Consider the following 17326-nt stretch of genomic DNA (forward strand, 5'->3'; position numbering starts at 1 on the left):
GGTCGATCCAGGCGCCACTGACCCTTTGGTCGAGCACCGCCTATCTGGAAGACCAGCCCTTGCGCCTGTATTTGCTCGGCCTGATTTACGGCGTGCTGCTCGGGATGCTGGTCTACAACCTGTTCATCTACCTGAGCGTGCGTGACACCAGTTACCTTTATTACATCTTTTATATCGGCTCATTCGGCCTCTACCAGCTGTCGGTCAACGGTGCAGCAGTCGAGTATTTCTGGCCGAACAACCCATGGTGGGCCAACGCTGCGACACCGTTCTTCATTGGTTGCGCCGCACTGTTCGGCAGTCAGTTCGCCCGCGGCTTCCTGCAAACGGCCAGTTGCAGTCGCTGGCTCGATCGCTTGCTGTTGGTGTTGATTGCGTGCAGCGCAGTGGTGGTCGGGCTGTCGTTGATGACCAGCTACGCCTTGGCCCTGCGCCTGGCGACGGCGTTGGCGTTGATCTTCACCGTGGTGATTTTCTTCGCCGGGATTTTCGCCTGGTGGCGCGGCTTGCGGGTGGCGCGCTACTTCATCATTGCCTGGTCGGCGTTTCTGCTCGGTGGTGTCGTCAATACATTAATGGTGCTCGGCTATCTGCCCAACGTATTCCTGACCATGTACGCCAGTCAGATCGGCTCGGCGATTGAAGTTGCGCTGCTGTCGCTGGCCCTGGCCGACCGGATCAATGCCATGCGCGAGCAGCAGGCGCAGACGCTGTTTGACGCCGGGCAGAAGCTTGAAGTGTTGAACCAGCAACTGGCCCGCAGTAACCAGCTCAAGGATGAATTTCTCGCGACGCTGACCCACGAACTGCGCACGCCGATGAACGGCGTGATCGGTTCGCTGGAATTGATGCAGACCGTCGACCTCGAACCGGAGCTTGAGCAGTATCAACAAACGGCTGCCGGATCGGCGCGGGACATGATGCGCATGGTCAACGGCATTCTGACCCTGACTGAATTGCAGGCTGGCCGACTCAAGGTGTACCCCGAAGCGTTCAGCTTGCGCGCGATGGTCGAGACCTTGCAGCAGCAGTTCGCTGCCAATGCCGCGAGCAAGGCCTTGGACTTCAAGGTCGATCTGAGTCCCGGGCTTCCTGACCGTCTGCACGGTGACAGCGCCAAGCTGGCGCAAGGTCTGGAGTGCTTGCTGGATAACGCGATCAAGTTCACCCGGGTGGGTGGACTGGCCTTGCGGGTCAGTGGCAAGTTTGCCGAGGAGGGGCGTCTGGCGCTGTCTTTCGCCGTGATCGACACCGGCATCGGCTTCACCGATCTGGGTGAAGCCACGCTGTATCAGCGGTTCTTCCAGCTCGACGGCTCGATGACGCGCGAATACGGTGGGTTGGGTGTCGGCCTGGCGATTTGTCGGCAATTGGTCGAGCTGCTTGGCGGGCGTTTGACCCATCGCTCCGAGCCCGGACGCGGTAGTCGCTTTCAGCTTGATGTCGAGTTCGACGTGGTGAATGTAGTGCAACCGGTTGTCGCTCAATCGCGTCAGGTCCACGGTAGCGTCCGTTTACGCGCACCGCAGGACTGCACGGTGTTGCTGGTCGACGACAACAATATCAATCAGTTGGTGGTGCGCGGCATGTTGCTCAAGCTCGGCTATCGGGTCCGCAGCGCCGACAGCGCAGAGGCTGCGCTGGAGTTTCTGCGTCGCGAACCGTTTGACGCGGTGCTGATCGACTGTCCGTTGCCGCTGCTCGACGGACTGTCGATCGACAGACTGATCCGCGCATTGCCCGGTTATGCCGAGTTGCCGGTGTTGGCGGCGGTGGTCTCGGCACAGGGCCTGGATCTTGAGCAGGGATTGACCGATTACCTCGGCAAACCGGTGAAATTCGAGGAGTTGCAGGCGACGCTCTATCGTCGGGTGCTTTGTCCTAAACAAGGTGAAAGCGCCGACATTTAGGCGGATATGCCACTTTGTTCGGTGGGGAGGCGGTGCTTAACTGAAGGTCTCAGCTGACCCAAGGAGGCCCCGCCATGAACCTGCATCAGTTCGCCGAAACCCACGAAGYCACCAACCAGCCGCCATCGCTGGACGGGGCCAATCTCTATCGCATCGACCTGCCATTGCAAGAGTGGGCGCGGCGTTTCGGGGCGGCTTGGGCTGACGCGCGCATCGATGCGTACGGCGCTTTGGCCGGCGGTCCGTTGATGGAAGCGGGGTTCCTGGCCAACCAGAACAAGCCGGTCTTCAGCAGCCATGATCGCTACGGCCACCGCATCGATCTGGTGGAGTTTCACCCGGCCTACCATGAACTCATGCGCACGGCGGTCGAGCACGGCTTGACCTCCTTGCCCTGGACCGATCCGCAGTCCGGTGCCCATGTTGCCCGCGCGGCCATGAGCTACCTGCACAGCCAGGCCGAAGCCGGCAGTGGCTGTCCGCTGACCATGACCTTCGCCAGTGTCCCTGCATTGCGCCTGCAACCGGACATCGCCAAACAGTGGCTGCCGAAAATTCTCGCCACCGCCTATGACCCGCGCAATGTCGGCATGGCCCACAAGGCCGGCGTCACCATCGGCATGGCAATGACCGAGAAGCAGGGCGGCACCGACGTTCGGGCCAACACCACCAAGGCTTATCCGGTCGGCGTTGCGGGGCCGGGCCAGGCCTATGAGCTGGTGGGGCACAAATGGTTCTGCTCGGCACCGATGTGCGATGCCTTCCTGACCCTGGCGCAAACCGACAAGGGCCTGACCTGTTTCCTGTTGCCACGCCATCGCCCGGATGACACGCGCAACCAGTTCTACATCCAGCGACTGAAAAACAAACTCGGTAATTGCTCCAATGCCTCCAGCGAAGTCGAGTTTCGTGGGGCACTGGCGTGGATGATCGGCGAAGAAGGCCGCGGCGTGCCGACCATCATCGAGATGGTGGCCATGACCCGCTTCGATTGCATGGTCGGCTCCAGCGCCCTGATGCGCCAAGCATTGACCCAGGCCAGCCATCACTGTGCCCACCGGACGGTTGGYGGCAAATTGCTCAGTGAACAACCGTTGATGCAAAACGTGCTCGCCGACCTGGCGCTGGAAAGCGAAGCCGCGCTGGCGTTGAGCCTGCGTATGGGCCGGGCGCTGGATCACCTTGATGACACTCAGGAAGCCAAGTTCGCCCGGCTGGTAACGGCAGTGGGCAAATACTGGATCTGCAAACGTGCGCCGGCCATGATCAACGAAGCCGCCGAATGCATGGGCGGTGCGGGTTACGTCGAAGACAGCATTCTGCCGCGCCTGTACCGTGAGGCGCCGGTGAACTCGACGTGGGAAGGTTCCGGCAACGTTCAATGCCTTGACGTGTTGCGAGCGCTGTCGAAAGAGCCGGGCGTGCTCGATGCGCTGTTCAGCGAACTGGGCGACGGTCATGGCGACAAGCGTCTGGCCGCACACATCAGCCAGTTGCAGGCGGCGTTCAAGGACACCGATGACATTCAGTATCGCGCCCGACAACTGACCGAAGACATCGCGCTGGGCCTGCAAGCCAGGTTGTTGCTCGAAGCGGGCAACGCCGCCGTCAGTGATGCCTTCATCACCAGCCGGTTGGGAACGGCCGGCCGGGTTTACGGCACCTTGCCGCGTGGTCTGGATGTGGAAGCGATTGTGGCGCGTTCCACCCCGCAGGGCTTCTGATCATCATCAACCCCTGTGGGAGCGAGCCTGCTCGCGATAGCGGTGTAACAGCCAACATCAAAGTTGAATGTTAATCCGCTATCGTCGGAGCGCCGCCCGGAGCAGGCTCGCTCCCACAGGGTATTTCAGTGCATCAGCAATGGTGTATAGCCAACACACAATGGTTTCCGTGAAGCGATGTTGCAGGCAAGATGAAGGTCTGCAAGTCAGAACACAGGAAGCTGATCGTGACCGAAGCCTTTATTGTCGTTCAAACCGCCGAACAAGCCGTCGATCGGCTTGCCGCTCTGCACGAGCGGGCCACCACGGCGTTGAGTCAGGCGCTCAAGCGTTATCTCAAGGACCGCATCGAACCCGACGCTGAACAGCGTGCGATGTTTCGTTATCCGGAATTACGCCTGACCTACCTTTGCCAAGGCGAAGTCCCACAGACCACGCGGGCTTACGCCAAGGTCCAGTTACCGGGGACCTACAGCGTCACCGTTACCCATCCGGCGGCTTTCCGTAAGTATTTGCTGGAGCAACTGGTGCCGCTGATGCACGACTTCACCGTGACGGTGGAAGTTGGCGTCAGTGAGCAGAACATCCCGTATCCGTACGTGGTCGAGCAGGGCGATGAGCTGGCTGGCTCCGGCGTCACTGCGGCGGTATTGGCCCGAGTGTTCCCGAGTACCGATTTGTCGGCCGCCACCGATGGTATTGCCGATGGTTTGTACGACTGGGAAAACACCGACCCGCTACCGCTGGCGTTGTTCGATGCAGCGCGGGTGGATTTCTCCCTGCGCCGTCTGGTGCACTACACCGGCAGTGACTGGCGCCATGTGCAGCCGTGGATTTTGCTGACCAACTACCATCGTTATGTCGACCAGTTCATCACCCATGGCCTGGAGCAACTGCGCACCGATCCACGTTTTGTGCGCATGGTTTTGCCGGGCAACGTGATCATCGAAAAGAGCATGGATCACGGCGAAGCATCTGCCATTGCCGCCGGCGTGGTCTGGCACCGTTATCAGATGCCGGCCTATCACCTGCAAGCCTCTGACGGCCACGGTGTCACGCTGGTGAACATTGGCGTGGGCCCGTCCAACGCCAAGAACATCACCGACCACTTGGCCGTGTTGCGCCCGCATTGCTGGCTGATGATCGGTCACTGCGGCGGCCTGCGGCAGTCGCAGACCATCGGTGATTACGTGCTGGCCCACGCTTATATGCGTCGCGACGGGATCCTCGACCGGGTGGTGCCACCGAACATTCCGATTCCGGCCCTGGCCGAAGTGCAGCTGGCCTTGCAGCAAGCGGCAGCCAACGTTACCGGCGAAAAGGGCGATGACCTGAAAAAGCGCCTGCGCACCGGCACCGTATTGACCTACGACGACCGTAACTGGGAATTACGCTGGGCTCAGGAGCGTCCGTTGATCAACCTGTCTCGCGCGGTTGCCGTGGACATGGAAAGCGGCACCATCGCTGCGCAAGGCTATCGTCTGCGCGTGCCGTACGGCACCTTGTTGTGTGTGTCGGACAAGCCGCTGCACAGCGAAATCAAGTTGCCGGGTTCGGCCAACGCCTTCTATGAGCGTGCGGTCAGTCAGCACTTGAAGATCGGTATCGCGGCGGTGGATCTGTTGCGCACCGAACTCAACTCGTTGCATTCGCGCAAACTGCGCAGCTTCGACGAACCGCCGTTCCGCTGATTGTTGTCATGGTCATTTAGCGGTCGGGGCACTAGCATTGGCAGCCCTGACCGTTAGATGTTGTTTTTGCCATGCCGCGTCCTCCTCGTCCCGCTTCCCGCCGCCCCGGCGTGAAACCTGCGCAATCCTCTTCAGCCCCGCKACGTGTTGCCAAAGCGCCACCGGCCGAGCCGAAGCTGATTCTGTTCAACAAACCCTTCGATGTGCTGACGCAGTTCAGCGACGGTGAAGGGCGGGCGACGCTCAAGGACTATATCGAGATTCCCGGGATCTACCCGGCAGGACGGCTGGACCGTGACAGCGAAGGTTTGCTGCTGCTGACCAACGATGGCCAGCTTCAGGCGCGCATCGCTGATCCGAAACACAAGTTGGCCAAGACCTATTGGGTGCAAGTGGAAGGCGAGCCAAGCGCCGAGCAATTGCAACGCTTGCGCGAGGGCGTCGAGTTGAATGACGGCATGACCTTGCCGGCGCAGGCGCGGCAGTTGGAAGAACCTGCACTATGGCCGCGTAACCCGCCTGTGCGCTTTCGCAAAAGCGTGCCGACCAGTTGGCTGGAATTGGTGATTCGTGAAGGGCGCAACCGTCAGGTGCGGCGCATGACTGCTGCAGTTGGCTTGCCGACTCTGCGTCTGGTGCGGGTGCGAATCGGCGACTGGACGATCGAAGGTCTCGATCAGGGGCAGTGGAAAGAAGTGCCGGCGCGCTTATAAGGCGCCGGATTCGATCAGGCCGATCACCACACTCTTGATGATGAACGCCGCCACGCCCAAGCCCAGCACGAAGAACAGGATGAACGAGCCGAAGCGTCCGGCCTTGGATTTTTTCGCCAGATCCCAGACGATGAAACCCATGAAAATGATCAGGATGCTGACCAGGCCGGTCATCATCCACTCTTCAAATACTGCAGGATCCATCGATTATCTCCAGCGCGGGCGGGGCAAAAAGGCTGGGGAAGTATACGCCAATGGATATTGGCGGCGCATTGACGTGCGTCGGTCTGCCGCAGTTGTTCATCGCCTGTGCTGGCCCCATCGCGAGCAGGCTCGCTCCCACATTGGATCTTCAGTGAACACATTATTTGTGAGCGTCCGAGATCTATTGTGGGAGCGAGCCTGCTCGCGATGGCGTACTTAGTTGCGCAAATGGGTCAACGGCAACTCGGTGCTGTTGAGCACCTGGTTCAGCACAAAACTTGAGCGCACGCTGGTCACGCCTTCGATGCGGGTCAGGTGGCCGAGCAGCAGTTTCTGGTAGTGGTCCATGTCCGGCACCACCACCTTGAGTTGATAGTCGGCGTCCATCCCGGTCACCAGGCTGCATTCGAGCACTTGCGGCAAGGTGCGGATGGCGGCTTCGAAGTTCTCGAAGCGCTCGGGCGTGTGCCGGTCCATGCCGATCAACACGTAGGCGGTCAGGCTCAGACCGAGCTTCTTGCGGTCGAGCAGGGCGACCTGGCGGGTGATGTAGCCGTCGTCTTCAAGCTGCTTGACCCGTCGCGAACAAGGCGATGGCGACAGGCCGATGCGTTCGGCGAGCTCCTGATTGGAGATGCGCGCGTCGCGCTGCAATTCCGCCAAAATGCTCAAGTCGTATCGGTCGAGTTTGCTCATGAAGCAGGCCTTTATCATAACTATTGCGGTGGATTATCTATCCAAGGTTAAAAATTGCGCAAGTCATGTTTATTTGAGCAATCTTCGCAATCCGCTGCCGCCGCCCCAAGCCTATTCTTATCACCAGAATCACTGCCCGGACAAACAGTCCACAGCGACCCGCCGAATCAGGCCAGTCGCGGCCACCACTCCCACAGGAGCTGAGTTGGCCCCCGGGCTACACACTGTCCAGAAGACGGAGTGAGGTGAGCCGACGTCAAAAGCGTCGAGCACGGACGAAGTTCTCAAAGGGAGGCCGACGGGTCTCCCTTTTTTATTGCCCGCGAAACGCCTTTGATGGCCTGCAAAATAAGTCTCGTGACTGATAACCTGTTGCTGAACCGGCCTGTGCTTTACCAGTCTTACGTATAGGTCACCACCGTAGTGAGGAATAGCATGAAGTCGCGCATCTGGCGTATGGCAGGTGTTGGTGTGTTGTGTGCAAGTGTCAGCGCGCCATTGCTGGCAGAAGGTCAGGGTGGGGAGGAACTCCTTCGTAGACAGCAACAGCAACAGCAGCAACAACAACACAATAATGGTGGTGGTCAGCACGAGCATGGCGGTGAAGGTCATCAGGGAGGTAATCAACCGCGTCCCGAAAACAATCCGCCTCGCGTGGAAAGCATCCAGCAGCACCCGCAAAACAATCAACCTCGCGTCGAGTACAACCCGCCACGTCCCCAAATCAATCAGTCACGTCCGCAGACTGAAATCATTCGCGGCAACAACAGCCGCCAGTTCGAACGCAACGATCAGAATCAGGGAGGCGACTGGCAGAACCGTCAGCGACACGAGCCCAATGGCCAGGTTCAAGTTCGCCCAGCGCCTGTGCCAGCGAACAACCTGCCGATCCAGGGCCGCCCGGACACTGTTCGTCAGACCCAGGAACCACAGCGCGGCTACTATCAGGACGTTCCACGGCGCAACGATTACRACCAGCGTTGGCAGGCCGGTGGTCGCGATGAGCATCGGGATGAGCGTCGCTGGCCGGGACGTCCCGAAGGACATGGCAATGGCTGGGGTGATGGTCCGCGGTATCGGCCAGGTCAGATAATCGACCGCTTCCCGGACCGTCACGACCGTGTGCCGTACCGTGGGCAGGATTATTTCTACTCCGGTGGCTATTGGTATCGCCCGAACGGGCCGCGTTATGTGGTGGTTCAACCGCCTCGCGGGATCCGTGTGCGGTATCTGCCCGATTACGCTCAGGAGGTGTGGATCGGTGGCGCGCTGATGTTTCTGGCAGCAGGCGCGTACTACGCCTACGAGGAGAGCACTCAAGAGTACGTTGTGGTTGAGCCGCCGGTAGGCAACCCGGAACCACAACCCGTCAGCAGTGGTTATGACGTGGTGGCATACCCGATCAATGGGCAGTCGCCCGAGCAGGTCACTCAGGACGGTTACGATTGCTATCGTTGGGCGGTTCAGCAGAGTGGCTTCGATCCACGGACCGTGACCTATCAGCCGGCGCCACAGGTGGTACAGACTTACCGCCAGGCCGAGGGCAATTGCCTTGTCTCACGCGGATATCAGGTCACTTTCTGATTCCGGGTGGCCGTCGCCACTTCCTGCGGGTCGGCGTGCACCAGCACTTCGGCTCGCGGGTAAACGGCGTGAATGGCGTCCGCTGCTTGATCGCTGATGCCGTGTGCGACTGACAGCGTCAGTTCCCCCGGCAACTCCAGATGCAATTGCACGAACCAGTGACTGCCGGAGATCCGCGTGCGCAAGTCGTGTGCGCCGAGTACTCCGGGAACGCTGCACGCCAGTTCGAGCATGTGCTGGCTGACGTCCGGTGGCAGTTCTTCATCCATGAGCACCGCAAAGCTTTCCCGGGCGATTTGTATTGCGCTCCACAGAATGTAGACGGCGATCCCCAGGCCGAACCAGGCATCGACTTGATGCCAGCCAAAACCGGCCAGCACCAACGCGACCAGGATGCTGCCGTTGAGCATCATATCGGAACGGTAATGCAGTGAGTCGGCGCGCACCGCGCTGGAGCCGGTTTCGCGGATCACCCGGTGTTGCAGCATCAGCAGCGCCAGGGTCAGGACCAGGGAAAAGATGATCACGCCGATACTGATCCACGGCGCGCCCACCGGTTCCGGGTGTTTCAGGCGCTCGAATGCCTGATACGCGATCAATACCGCGCTGCCCCCGATGAACAGTGCTTGTGCCATGCCCGACAAGGATTCCGCCTTGCCGTGCCCGTAGCGGTGATCTTCATCGGCCGGGCGCAACGCGTAATGCACCGCCAACAGATTGAGCAACGACGTCACGCCGTCGAGTGCCGAGTCCGTCAGCCCGGCGAGCATGCTCACCGATCCGCTGAGCCACCAGGCAATGGCCTTGGCGACAATAAGTGTGCTCGCCACCGCCACGGAGGCGCGGGTGGCGAGGCGTAACAGGCGAGCGTGTTCCGGGCTGCTGGTCATAGGTGGAGCGTTTCCTCGGTGTTGTGCATCAAGCAGCGGGTTGCAGGCCGAGCAAAGCCAGTTGCTGAACGCTGCCCTTGTGCTGAATCAGGCGCGGATCATCCAGCGGGAAGCTGCGGCCCAGTTCGCTTTCGAGAATRGYCTGCAACTTGTGGTTATCGACCTTGCCRTCGGCATCGATGGCCTGGCGGAGTTTCTCCGGCGCCACTTGTGCTGTTTTGCCGGGTTCGAAGTAAATCGCGCCGGTGGTGAAGTCTATGGCGAATGCGATCAGGCCGGGGATGATATAGAACAGCAGGCCCACGGCATCGAGTGCGGCAATCGCCGGGTCGATCTTGCCGTCGATCTGGCCACGGCGATCCGGGTAGAAAATCGAACCGCAAGCGGTCACTTGAGTCAGCAGGGTCGCAACCAGTACACCGCCAATCAGGCGAAATGGAGTACGCATGGTAAATCTCCTGAGCAAACATGAAACGAAACGTCATCGGTATGAATTAGGACCGTGATTAACCTCAAGCAGTTCGCCGTTATACTCGCGCCTCTGCTTTGGAGCCAGCATGATTTCTTTGCCAATTGATGAAGTTTTACCCGCGCTGCGTGACGCCTTGGCGACACGCCACGAAGCCGTGCTCGAAGCACCGCCCGGCGCCGGTAAAACCACCCGCGTGCCGTTGGCGTTGTTGAATGAGCCGTGGCTGGCCGGGCAAACCATACTCATGCTTGAACCGCGTCGGCTGGCCGCGCGGGCGGCGGCCGAACGGCTGGCCAGCGAGCTCGGCGAAAAAGTCGGCGAAACCGTCGGATACCGGATTCGCCTGGACAGCAAGGTTGGGCCGAACACGCGCATCGAAGTCGTCACCGAAGGCATCCTCACTCGCCGCTTGCAGGAGGACCCGGCGCTGGACGGTGTGGGTCTGCTGATCTTCGACGAATACCACGAGCGTAGCCTCGATGCCGACCTCGCGCTGGCCCTGAGCCTGAATGGCCGCGAGTTGTTTCGGGATGAGCAGCCGCTGAAGATCCTGTTGATGTCGGCAACCCTCGAAGGCGAGCGCCTCGCCGGGCTGCTGAATGACGCCCCGATCCTGCGCAGTGAGGGTCGCATGTACCCGGTGACGATGCGTTGGGGGCGACCCTTTCAGCCGGGTGAATTCATCGAGCCGCGAGTGGTGCAGACCATTCTCGACGCGCTGAACGATGAAGCGGGCAGCCTGTTGGTGTTCCTTCCCGGGCAAGCGGAAATCCGTCGTGTGCACCAGCAGCTGGCGGATGCCTTGGGCGAGCGCTCCGAGGTGTTGCTCTGCCCGTTGCATGGCGAGCTTGATCTGGCGGCGCAACGTGCGGCCATCGATCCGGCGCCACCTGGCCAGCGCAAAGTAGTGCTGGCCACCAACATCGCCGAAACCAGTCTGACCATCAACGGCGTGCGAGTGGTCATTGACGCCGGGCTGGCACGAGTGCCGCGTTTCGACCCTGGCAGCGGCATGACCCGCCTCGACACCCAGCGCATCTCCCGCGCCAGCGCCACCCAGCGTGCCGGCCGCGCAGGACGGTTGGAGCCGGGTGTGTGTTATCGGCTCTGGTCGCAGGATCAACACGACCAACTGGCGGCCTACGCCAGCCCGGAAATTCTCTCGGCCGACCTTGCCGGGCTGGCCTTGCAGCTCGGGCGTTGGGGCGTGACGCCTGGGCAACTGGTCTGGCTCGATGTGYCGCCAGCGGCGGCTTATGCACAGGCGCAGGACTTGCTCGAGCGCTTGGGCGCGTTGCAGGGTTCGTCTACTGAAGACTGGAAGCTCACTCGCCACGGTCAAGCCATGGCCGAACTGCCGGCCCATCCGCGTATCGCGCACCTGTTACTGCGTGGGCAGGCGTTGGGGCTGGCGAACATGGCTTGCGACGTCGCGGCATTGCTCGGTGAGCGGGATATTTTGCGCGGTGCCGGTGCGGATCTGCACAGTCGTCTGGTGCTGTTATCCGGCGAAGAACGGGCGGCGCGTGGCGCTCAGGGTGGTGTGCAGCGGGCGCGGCAATTGGCCCGGCAATATCGTGGTTATCTGCGCGGCAAAGCCGAGTCGCCGGTCAGCGATCCGGAGCATCCGCGCTGGCTCGGCGCGTTGTTGGCGCTGGCCTATCCGGACCGCGTCGCCCAGCAGCGCCGCGCCGGTGGTGCGGAGTATCGTCTGGCTAACGGTGGGCGAGTTGGTGCTCAGTCGCGAACCGTTGACCGGCCTTGATGAAACCGCGCGCAGCCAGGCGTTGGTCAATCTGGTGCGTCGCAAAGGCCTGGAGCTGTTGCCGTGGACTCCGGAGTTGCGTCAGTGGCAGGCACGAGTGGCATTGTTGCGTCAGCTGGACTTGAGCAAGCAGGGCGAGAGTGAGTGGCCGGACGTCAGTGATGCGGCGTTGCTGGCCAGTCTGGAACACTGGTTGATGCCGTACCTGGGACGGGTTTCGCGGCTCAGCCATTTCGCCAGCCTGGATGTGTCGAGCTTTGTGCATAACCTGCTGCCGTGGCCATTGCCACAGCGCCTCGATGAGCAGGCGCCGCATCATCTGAGCGTGCCCTCCGGTTCATCGATTCGTCTGGATTACAGCGAACATCCCCCGATTCTCGCGGTGCGTTTGCAGGAGCTGTTCGGCCTGGCCGAAACCCCGCGCATTGCCGGTGGCCGGCAGGTGGTCAAGCTGCATTTGCTGTCACCGGCGCGCCGACCGGTGCAGGTCACCCAGGACCTGGCGAACTTCTGGCGTAGCACCTATGCCGAGGTGAAGAAGGACCTCAAGGGACGCTACCCGAAGCATTACTGGCCGGATGACCCGCTGGTGGCCGAGGCCACTGCGCGGGCCAAGCCGCGTAAGCCTTAAGGTCCAATCACATACTCTCAAAATGTTGGAGAACCCCTTGTGGGAGCGAGCCTGCTCGCGATAGCGGCATACATCCTCGGGCTGTAGAACAGGTAGTCGACGGTGCGGTCCGGGCCGTTGAGGCCGGGGTCGTTAGGGTAATGGGTCAGCCACTGGTCCCGATCGACACCGCTGGCCTCGTTGTTGGCCGGGATCATCGGGTACTTGTCCCACAACACATGCAGGGCGCTGTCGACGGAGTAGGGCGTGCGCTGCTCGGGCGTGAGGCGTTGATATTGGCCCAGCGGCAACAGGTTGAAGTCGCCACCGATCAGCCACGGCGTGCCGCGACCTTCATACGTGTCGAGTACCTTGGCAACCGCCGTCACCTTCGCCTGCTGGGTCTCATCAGGCTTCACTGCCCGATCGAGGTGAGTGTTGAGCACCGCCATTTGCCCGCCATCGCGCAGTGGCAGGTAACTCGCCAACAGGGCGTTTTTCGGCTGGAACTGACGGCTGATGAAATTGATCGGCGCTTCAGGCAACTGCAGGCGTTCGGCGTGTTCGATCTGGTAGCGGCTCAAGGTCGCCAATTGCCGGCCAACGCTACCGAAAATGTGTGGATCGGGAATGAAGTCGGCCTTCCAGTCGAAGGCATACGTGCTGCAAGGGTAGAGGTCGGCCAGGCGCTCCTGGAGCAATTTGAGCTGGTTCTGATAGCCGCTGGCCTTGGCGTCATCATCCAGTTCCTGCAACAGGACCAGGTCCGGCTGCTCATCGCGGATTACCCGTGCCACTTCATCTAGGCTGAAGGCCATGTCTTCCGGGGTCGGGCTTTCATCAGGGCCTTGAGCCAGGTCATTCCAGAACACATAGCGTTTACCCGCCAGGAACTGGACGTTCCAGGTCATCACCTTCAACGCCTGTCCCGGCACCAGCACAGGCGCGCTGGTGCTGCAACTGACGGGGAGCGTTTCCTTGGCGTCGGGGCGCCAGGTCAGGCTGTAGAGAAAGGAAAACAGCAGGCTGACGAGAATCAGCAGGCCCAGCAGGGTGTAGCGCAGTAGACGGGTCATGGCTCGGCTTATGGCGTTACAAAGTTGGGTCCGAGCATAACCGAGGCGCGCCCGGACCCCAAGGGTAGCGCTGTCAGGCGCTGCCTTCGGTTTTGTCAGGCGCCTCGCTGATCAGCATGAACAGGCGAAACAGCACCACGCTGGTGAACAGTTGCAGAAAGCTGTGGACGCTTTCGATGATCAGCGACAGTGCCGGGTTCTGCGGCTCCGGGTAGATGGCCAGGCTCGCGCCTTTGAGCATCCACAGCGGGCCCATCACGCAGAGAATGCACAGCAGGATGCGCAGGAAATTGCCGCGGGCCAGGCGCATGCTTTCCCGGATGGCCTCCAGTGGCTGCATGTTGCGCAGCACCAGCAGGTATTCGGCAAAGGCGAGCATCACCATCAACCAGATGCCTGGCAGGAAATACAGCGACAACCCCACCAGAATCAGCAAGGTGTTGACCGCCGTCAGCAACGCAAAACGCGGCCACAGGCTGAGCGACGCCGACAACAGGGCCAGGGTGCGCGGTGATTCACCACGGCTGCGGGCATCGAGAAACAGGATCAGCGCAGCGGTGTACAGCGGATACACCAGCAACCCGACAATCACGCTATAGCCGGGAAAGGCGTCTGGCCCCTGGGAGTGGTCGACCAGTTGCTGAAGCAAGGCTTCAAGCACGACCAACGGCAGACACAGCGGCACGATACGGCCCAGGTTGCGCTGGAAGAAATACAGGGAGTCGCGGAGTACGTCTAACGGATTCATCGGTCGCTTTCGCTGGTTACAAAGTATGTCGACACTGTAACCGATGCGACCGGCAGTCGAGCAAACGTAAACGTTCGGTAAAGGCTATTGAAACAATCAGTAACAGCCCCATAACTAGGGGGCACCTTATCCATAAGGGAAAAGGGCCATGATTTTCCGGCAATCTATGAGGTCGCCATGAACAGCGAAGAACAAACCCTGATCGATGGACTGTTTTCACGGCTGCAACAGGCCGAAACGGATTCATCCCCGCGCGATGCCCTGGCCGAAGCGCGGATCAAGGAACATTTGGGTCGCCAGCCTGCAGCGGGCTATTTCATGACTCAGGCGATTCTGGTGCAAGAGGCGGCGATCAAGAGCCTCGACGAGCAAAACAAACAGCTCACCCAGCAAATTCAGCAACTGCAAGCTGAGTTGCAACAAGCCAGGGCCCAGGCCGCGGCACCCGCCCCGAGCAACAGCGGCGGTGGTTTCCTGTCGAGCATCTTCGGCGGCTCCCGTGACCCACAGCCTGCACCGGCCCAGAGCGCTCCAGCGTCGAGCGGCGGCTGGCGTGAACCGGCGCGACCTTCTGCGCCACCGCCACAAAACTATGGTGCCCCACAGCAAAACTTTGGTGCACCACAACAGAACTACGCGGCACCCCAGCAACAGGCGCCGGCAGCCGGCAGCAGCTTCCTCGGCGGGGCCTTGAAAACCGCAGCTGGCGTGGCCGGTGGTGTGATGCTGGCGCAGGGCATCAGCAGCCTGTTCCACAGCAACCAGCAGCAGCCGCAGGAAATCGTTGAAGTCATCAAGGAAGAGCCGGCTCAAGTGAATGACAGCGAGCGCCTGGCCAACAACGACTCCTGGAGCAATAACGATCAGGGTGGGTTTGCAGACGTCGACGACAGCGACGACAGCTCATTCTTCGGTGGTGATGACGATTCCTTCGTCTGATACGCCGTTCGTCCGGGGCCTTGTTGCGTCCCGGACTGATTATTCGCGGAAAATTCCTTCTGGCTGGCATACTGGGCGACTTTTCGGACCTTGGGTCTGATCAATCGCCTGCGCTTGTGCGCGCCATGAGGATTTGCGGTGAAGAAGATCGCGGTGTTCGCCGATGTCCAAAACCTCTATTACACCGTGCGCCAGGCCTACGGTTGTCATTTCAACTACGCCGCCCTCTGGGCTGACGTCAGTCAGCGCGGGCAGATCGTCGAGGCCTATGCCTACGCCATCGATCGCGGCGACAGCAAGCAGCAGCAATTCCAGCAGATCCTGCGCAACCTCGGCTTCATTGTGAAGCTCAAGCCCTACATCCAGCGCAGCGACGGCTCGGCCAAGGGCGACTGGGACGTGGGCATCACCCTCGACATCATGGACGCCGCCGATCACGTCGACGAAGTGGTGCTGGCCTCCGGTGACGGTGATTTCGACATGTTGCTGGAGCGGATCATCGCCAAGCACGGTGTCGAAGCGGTGGCCTATGGCGTGCCGGGGCTCACCGCCAACTCGCTGATTCGCGCGGCCAGCCGTTACGTGCCGATCGAAGGCGCGTTGCTGCTTAAAAACTGATTATTGAACCCAAGGAACAGGTTTGGAACGCATAGCCGTCATCGACTTTGAAACCACYGGAATCTCCCCGAGCAGCAGCTGCCGGGCCACGGAAATTGCCGTGGTGATTCTTGAACAGGGGCGCATTGTCGACCGTTACCAAAGCCTGATGAACGCCGGCGTGCGCATCCCGGCCTTCATCGAGCAATTGACCGGTATCAGCAACGCCATGCTGCGTACTGCACCCTCGGCCACCCTCACCACCTTCGCGCAATTGCCCCACACCGGTCAGGCTCACCGGGCAATGGCCGATGCCGAAATGGCTGCCAACCTCACCGCGCATCTGGCGCAGGAGYTGCGGCACAAGCACGGCTTGCGCGAGCTGTCCCATGATCTGCTGTGCAGCTTGCAGAAAGTGCCGGCGGCGAAGATCAACGAACACCTCAAGCGCCATCGGGGGTTCTGACAACACCGCAGGTTCATTGTGGGAGCGGGCTTGCTCGCGAAGACGGCGGCACATCCAGAACAGATGTGGCCGTCAGACCGCTTTCGTCGGAACGCCGCCCGGAGCAAGCCCGTTCCCACATTAGTTTTCTACTTGCCATTCCCCTCCAGTAACCCCAACGGAACGCATTTCTCAAGGGTGCTTTGAAAAGTGTACTGGCCTTATAAACAGGTTTTGTAACTTAAGTTCCGTCTGTCGGCTTTCTAAAATAACGCTCTCCTTGTCCTGCCTTCGARTGTCCCATGCCAGGCCTACGCCGTTTCCCGTTACCGCTGATCGGTGCCTTTTTTGCGTTGTACGTGATCTGGGGATCGACCTACCTGGTGATACGCATCGGCGTGCAGTACTGGCCGCCGCTGATGCTGGGCGGCATTCGTTTTATTGTTGGCGGGACGCTGATGTATGCCTTTCTGCGCTGGCGTGGTGTGCCTGCACCGACCTGGCCGCAGTGGAAGGCGGCGGGGCTGATCGGGATTTTGTTGCTCAGCTTTGGCAATGGCGCGGTCAGCATGGCCGAGCACACGGGCGTGGCCTCTGGCGTTGCGGCCTTGGCAGTGGCGACGGTGCCGTTGTTTACCTTGCTCTGCGGATATTTCTGGGGCGCGCGTAACACCCGTCTGGAATGGGCGGGGATTGTGCTCGGGCTGATCGGTATCGCCATGCTCAATCTGGGCTCCAATCTGCAATCGAGCCCTTTGGGGGCTGTGCTGCTGATTGGTGCGGCGGCAGCCTGGGCGTTTGGTTCGGTGTGGAGCAAACATTTGCCAATGCCTCAGGGCGCGATGTCCAGTGCGGCGCAAATGCTGGTCGGCGGCGTGGTGTTGTTGATCGGCAGCGCACTGACTGGCGAACAGCTGCAAAGCCTGCCGCCGCTCGAGGGTTGGGTCGCGATGTTGTACCTGGTGGTGTTCGGCTCGATCGTCGCCTTCAACGCCTATATGTACCTGCTGAAAAACGTCCGCCCGGCGGCGGCCACCAGTTATGCCTACGTCAACCCGGCAGTGGCGGTGTTGCTGGGGATCGTTTTTGCCGGAGAAAGCATCGGTATCGAAGAGGCTGTGGCGATGGCCGTGATCATCAGTGCCGTGGTGCTGATCAGTCTGCCGCAGTGGCGACGTGCTCCTGAGCGGCCTGCTGTCCTGGTGCCGACAGAATCCCGTGTGAATTAGGGTAAACTGCGCGCCATTGCACACTCGCGCTGA

At 60.8% G+C, this 17326-nt stretch carries 15 protein-coding genes and 1 pseudogene; 10 read left to right on the top strand and 6 right to left on the bottom strand.

Translation table 11 applies throughout. The features are described 5' to 3' along the window. From AC1DH9_RS06595 to AC1DH9_RS06610, 4 genes are all read left to right on the top strand, one after another. Positions 1-1910: 7TM diverse intracellular signaling domain-containing protein (locus tag AC1DH9_RS06595; protein ID WP_477807949.1), on the top strand; the 1910-nt coding region annotated here is incomplete at its 5' end. Between the two features lie 74 nt (positions 1911-1984). Continuing rightward, a complete protein-coding gene (locus AC1DH9_RS06600) occupies positions 1985-3634 on the top strand; it encodes an acyl-CoA dehydrogenase family protein (protein WP_477807950.1) in 1650 nt (549 codons plus the stop codon). Between the two features lie 191 nt (positions 3635-3825). Next, on the top strand, positions 3826-5325 hold the full coding sequence (amn, locus tag AC1DH9_RS06605) for an AMP nucleosidase (protein WP_427542355.1): 1500 nt from the start codon (positions 3826-3828) through the stop codon (positions 5323-5325). 71 nt (positions 5326-5396) lie between these two features. Further along, positions 5397-6038: a pseudouridine synthase gene (locus AC1DH9_RS06610; RefSeq protein WP_477807951.1), complete on the top strand. Its 642-nt coding sequence runs from the start codon at positions 5397-5399 to the stop codon at positions 6036-6038. Here the strand turns inward: AC1DH9_RS06610 and AC1DH9_RS06615 are convergent. Both AC1DH9_RS06615 and AC1DH9_RS06620 read right to left on the bottom strand, forming a co-directional pair. Next, positions 6033-6242 (bottom strand): DUF2788 domain-containing protein, encoded by a 210-nt coding sequence (locus AC1DH9_RS06615; protein WP_003228500.1) that lies wholly within the window; start codon positions 6240-6242, stop codon positions 6033-6035. The genes AC1DH9_RS06610 and AC1DH9_RS06615 overlap by 6 nt on opposite strands. 216 nt (positions 6243-6458) lie before the next feature. Beyond that, complete coding sequence (locus AC1DH9_RS06620; protein WP_427542349.1) at positions 6459-6938, bottom strand: Lrp/AsnC family transcriptional regulator; 480 nt, start codon at positions 6936-6938, stop codon at positions 6459-6461. Positions 6939-7373: 435 nt separating this feature from the next. Between AC1DH9_RS06620 and AC1DH9_RS06625 the strand changes: the two genes are divergently transcribed. Then, positions 7374-8522, top strand: a complete 1149-nt coding sequence (locus AC1DH9_RS06625) for a DUF6515 family protein (protein WP_477807952.1) — start codon at positions 7374-7376, stop codon at positions 8520-8522. Here the strand turns inward: AC1DH9_RS06625 and AC1DH9_RS06630 are convergent. Continuing rightward, positions 8507-9412: a cation diffusion facilitator family transporter gene (locus AC1DH9_RS06630; RefSeq protein ID WP_427542343.1), complete on the bottom strand. Its 906-nt coding sequence runs from the start codon at positions 9410-9412 to the stop codon at positions 8507-8509. The genes AC1DH9_RS06625 and AC1DH9_RS06630 overlap by 16 nt on opposite strands. A 28-nt stretch (positions 9413-9440) precedes the next feature. Further along, positions 9441-9860, bottom strand: coding sequence for a polyribonucleotide nucleotidyltransferase (locus AC1DH9_RS06635; protein WP_477807953.1), 420 nt, complete (start codon positions 9858-9860; stop codon positions 9441-9443). Positions 9861-9969: 109 nt separating this feature from the next. Between AC1DH9_RS06635 and hrpB the strand changes: the two are divergent. Further along, positions 9970-12280, top strand: a pseudogene (hrpB, locus tag AC1DH9_RS06640) (ATP-dependent helicase HrpB). Positions 12281-12297: 17 nt separating this feature from the next. Here hrpB and AC1DH9_RS06645 read toward each other — a convergent pair. Both AC1DH9_RS06645 and AC1DH9_RS06650 read right to left on the bottom strand, forming a co-directional pair. Further along, positions 12298-13335: an endonuclease/exonuclease/phosphatase family protein gene (locus AC1DH9_RS06645; protein ID WP_477807954.1), complete on the bottom strand. Its 1038-nt coding sequence runs from the start codon at positions 13333-13335 to the stop codon at positions 12298-12300. Between the two features lie 73 nt (positions 13336-13408). Next, on the bottom strand, positions 13409-14083 hold the full coding sequence (locus tag AC1DH9_RS06650) for a YciC family protein (protein ID WP_427542331.1): 675 nt from the start codon (positions 14081-14083) through the stop codon (positions 13409-13411). 177 nt (positions 14084-14260) lie between these two features. Here AC1DH9_RS06650 and AC1DH9_RS06655 point away from each other — a divergent pair, with 177 nt between their 5' ends. The 4 genes from AC1DH9_RS06655 to yedA all read left to right on the top strand — a co-directional run bounded on the left by AC1DH9_RS06655 (position 14261) and on the right by yedA (position 17293). Next, on the top strand, positions 14261-15022 hold the full coding sequence (locus tag AC1DH9_RS06655; RefSeq protein WP_427542328.1) for a DUF2076 domain-containing protein: 762 nt from the start codon (positions 14261-14263) through the stop codon (positions 15020-15022). A 138-nt stretch (positions 15023-15160) separates the two neighbouring features. Further along, on the top strand, positions 15161-15640 hold the full coding sequence (locus tag AC1DH9_RS06660) for a LabA-like NYN domain-containing protein (protein ID WP_019691557.1): 480 nt from the start codon (positions 15161-15163) through the stop codon (positions 15638-15640). 22 nt (positions 15641-15662) lie between these two features. Further along, positions 15663-16085: a 3'-5' exonuclease gene (locus tag AC1DH9_RS06665; RefSeq protein ID WP_477807955.1), complete on the top strand. Its 423-nt coding sequence runs from the start codon at positions 15663-15665 to the stop codon at positions 16083-16085. Positions 16086-16366: 281 nt separating this feature from the next. After that, complete coding sequence (yedA, locus tag AC1DH9_RS06670) at positions 16367-17293, top strand: drug/metabolite exporter YedA (protein ID WP_427542322.1); 927 nt, start codon at positions 16367-16369, stop codon at positions 17291-17293. The last annotated feature ends 33 nt before the right edge of the window (positions 17294-17326 follow it).

It is taken from the genome of Pseudomonas sp. 05T35 (assembly GCF_056396605.1).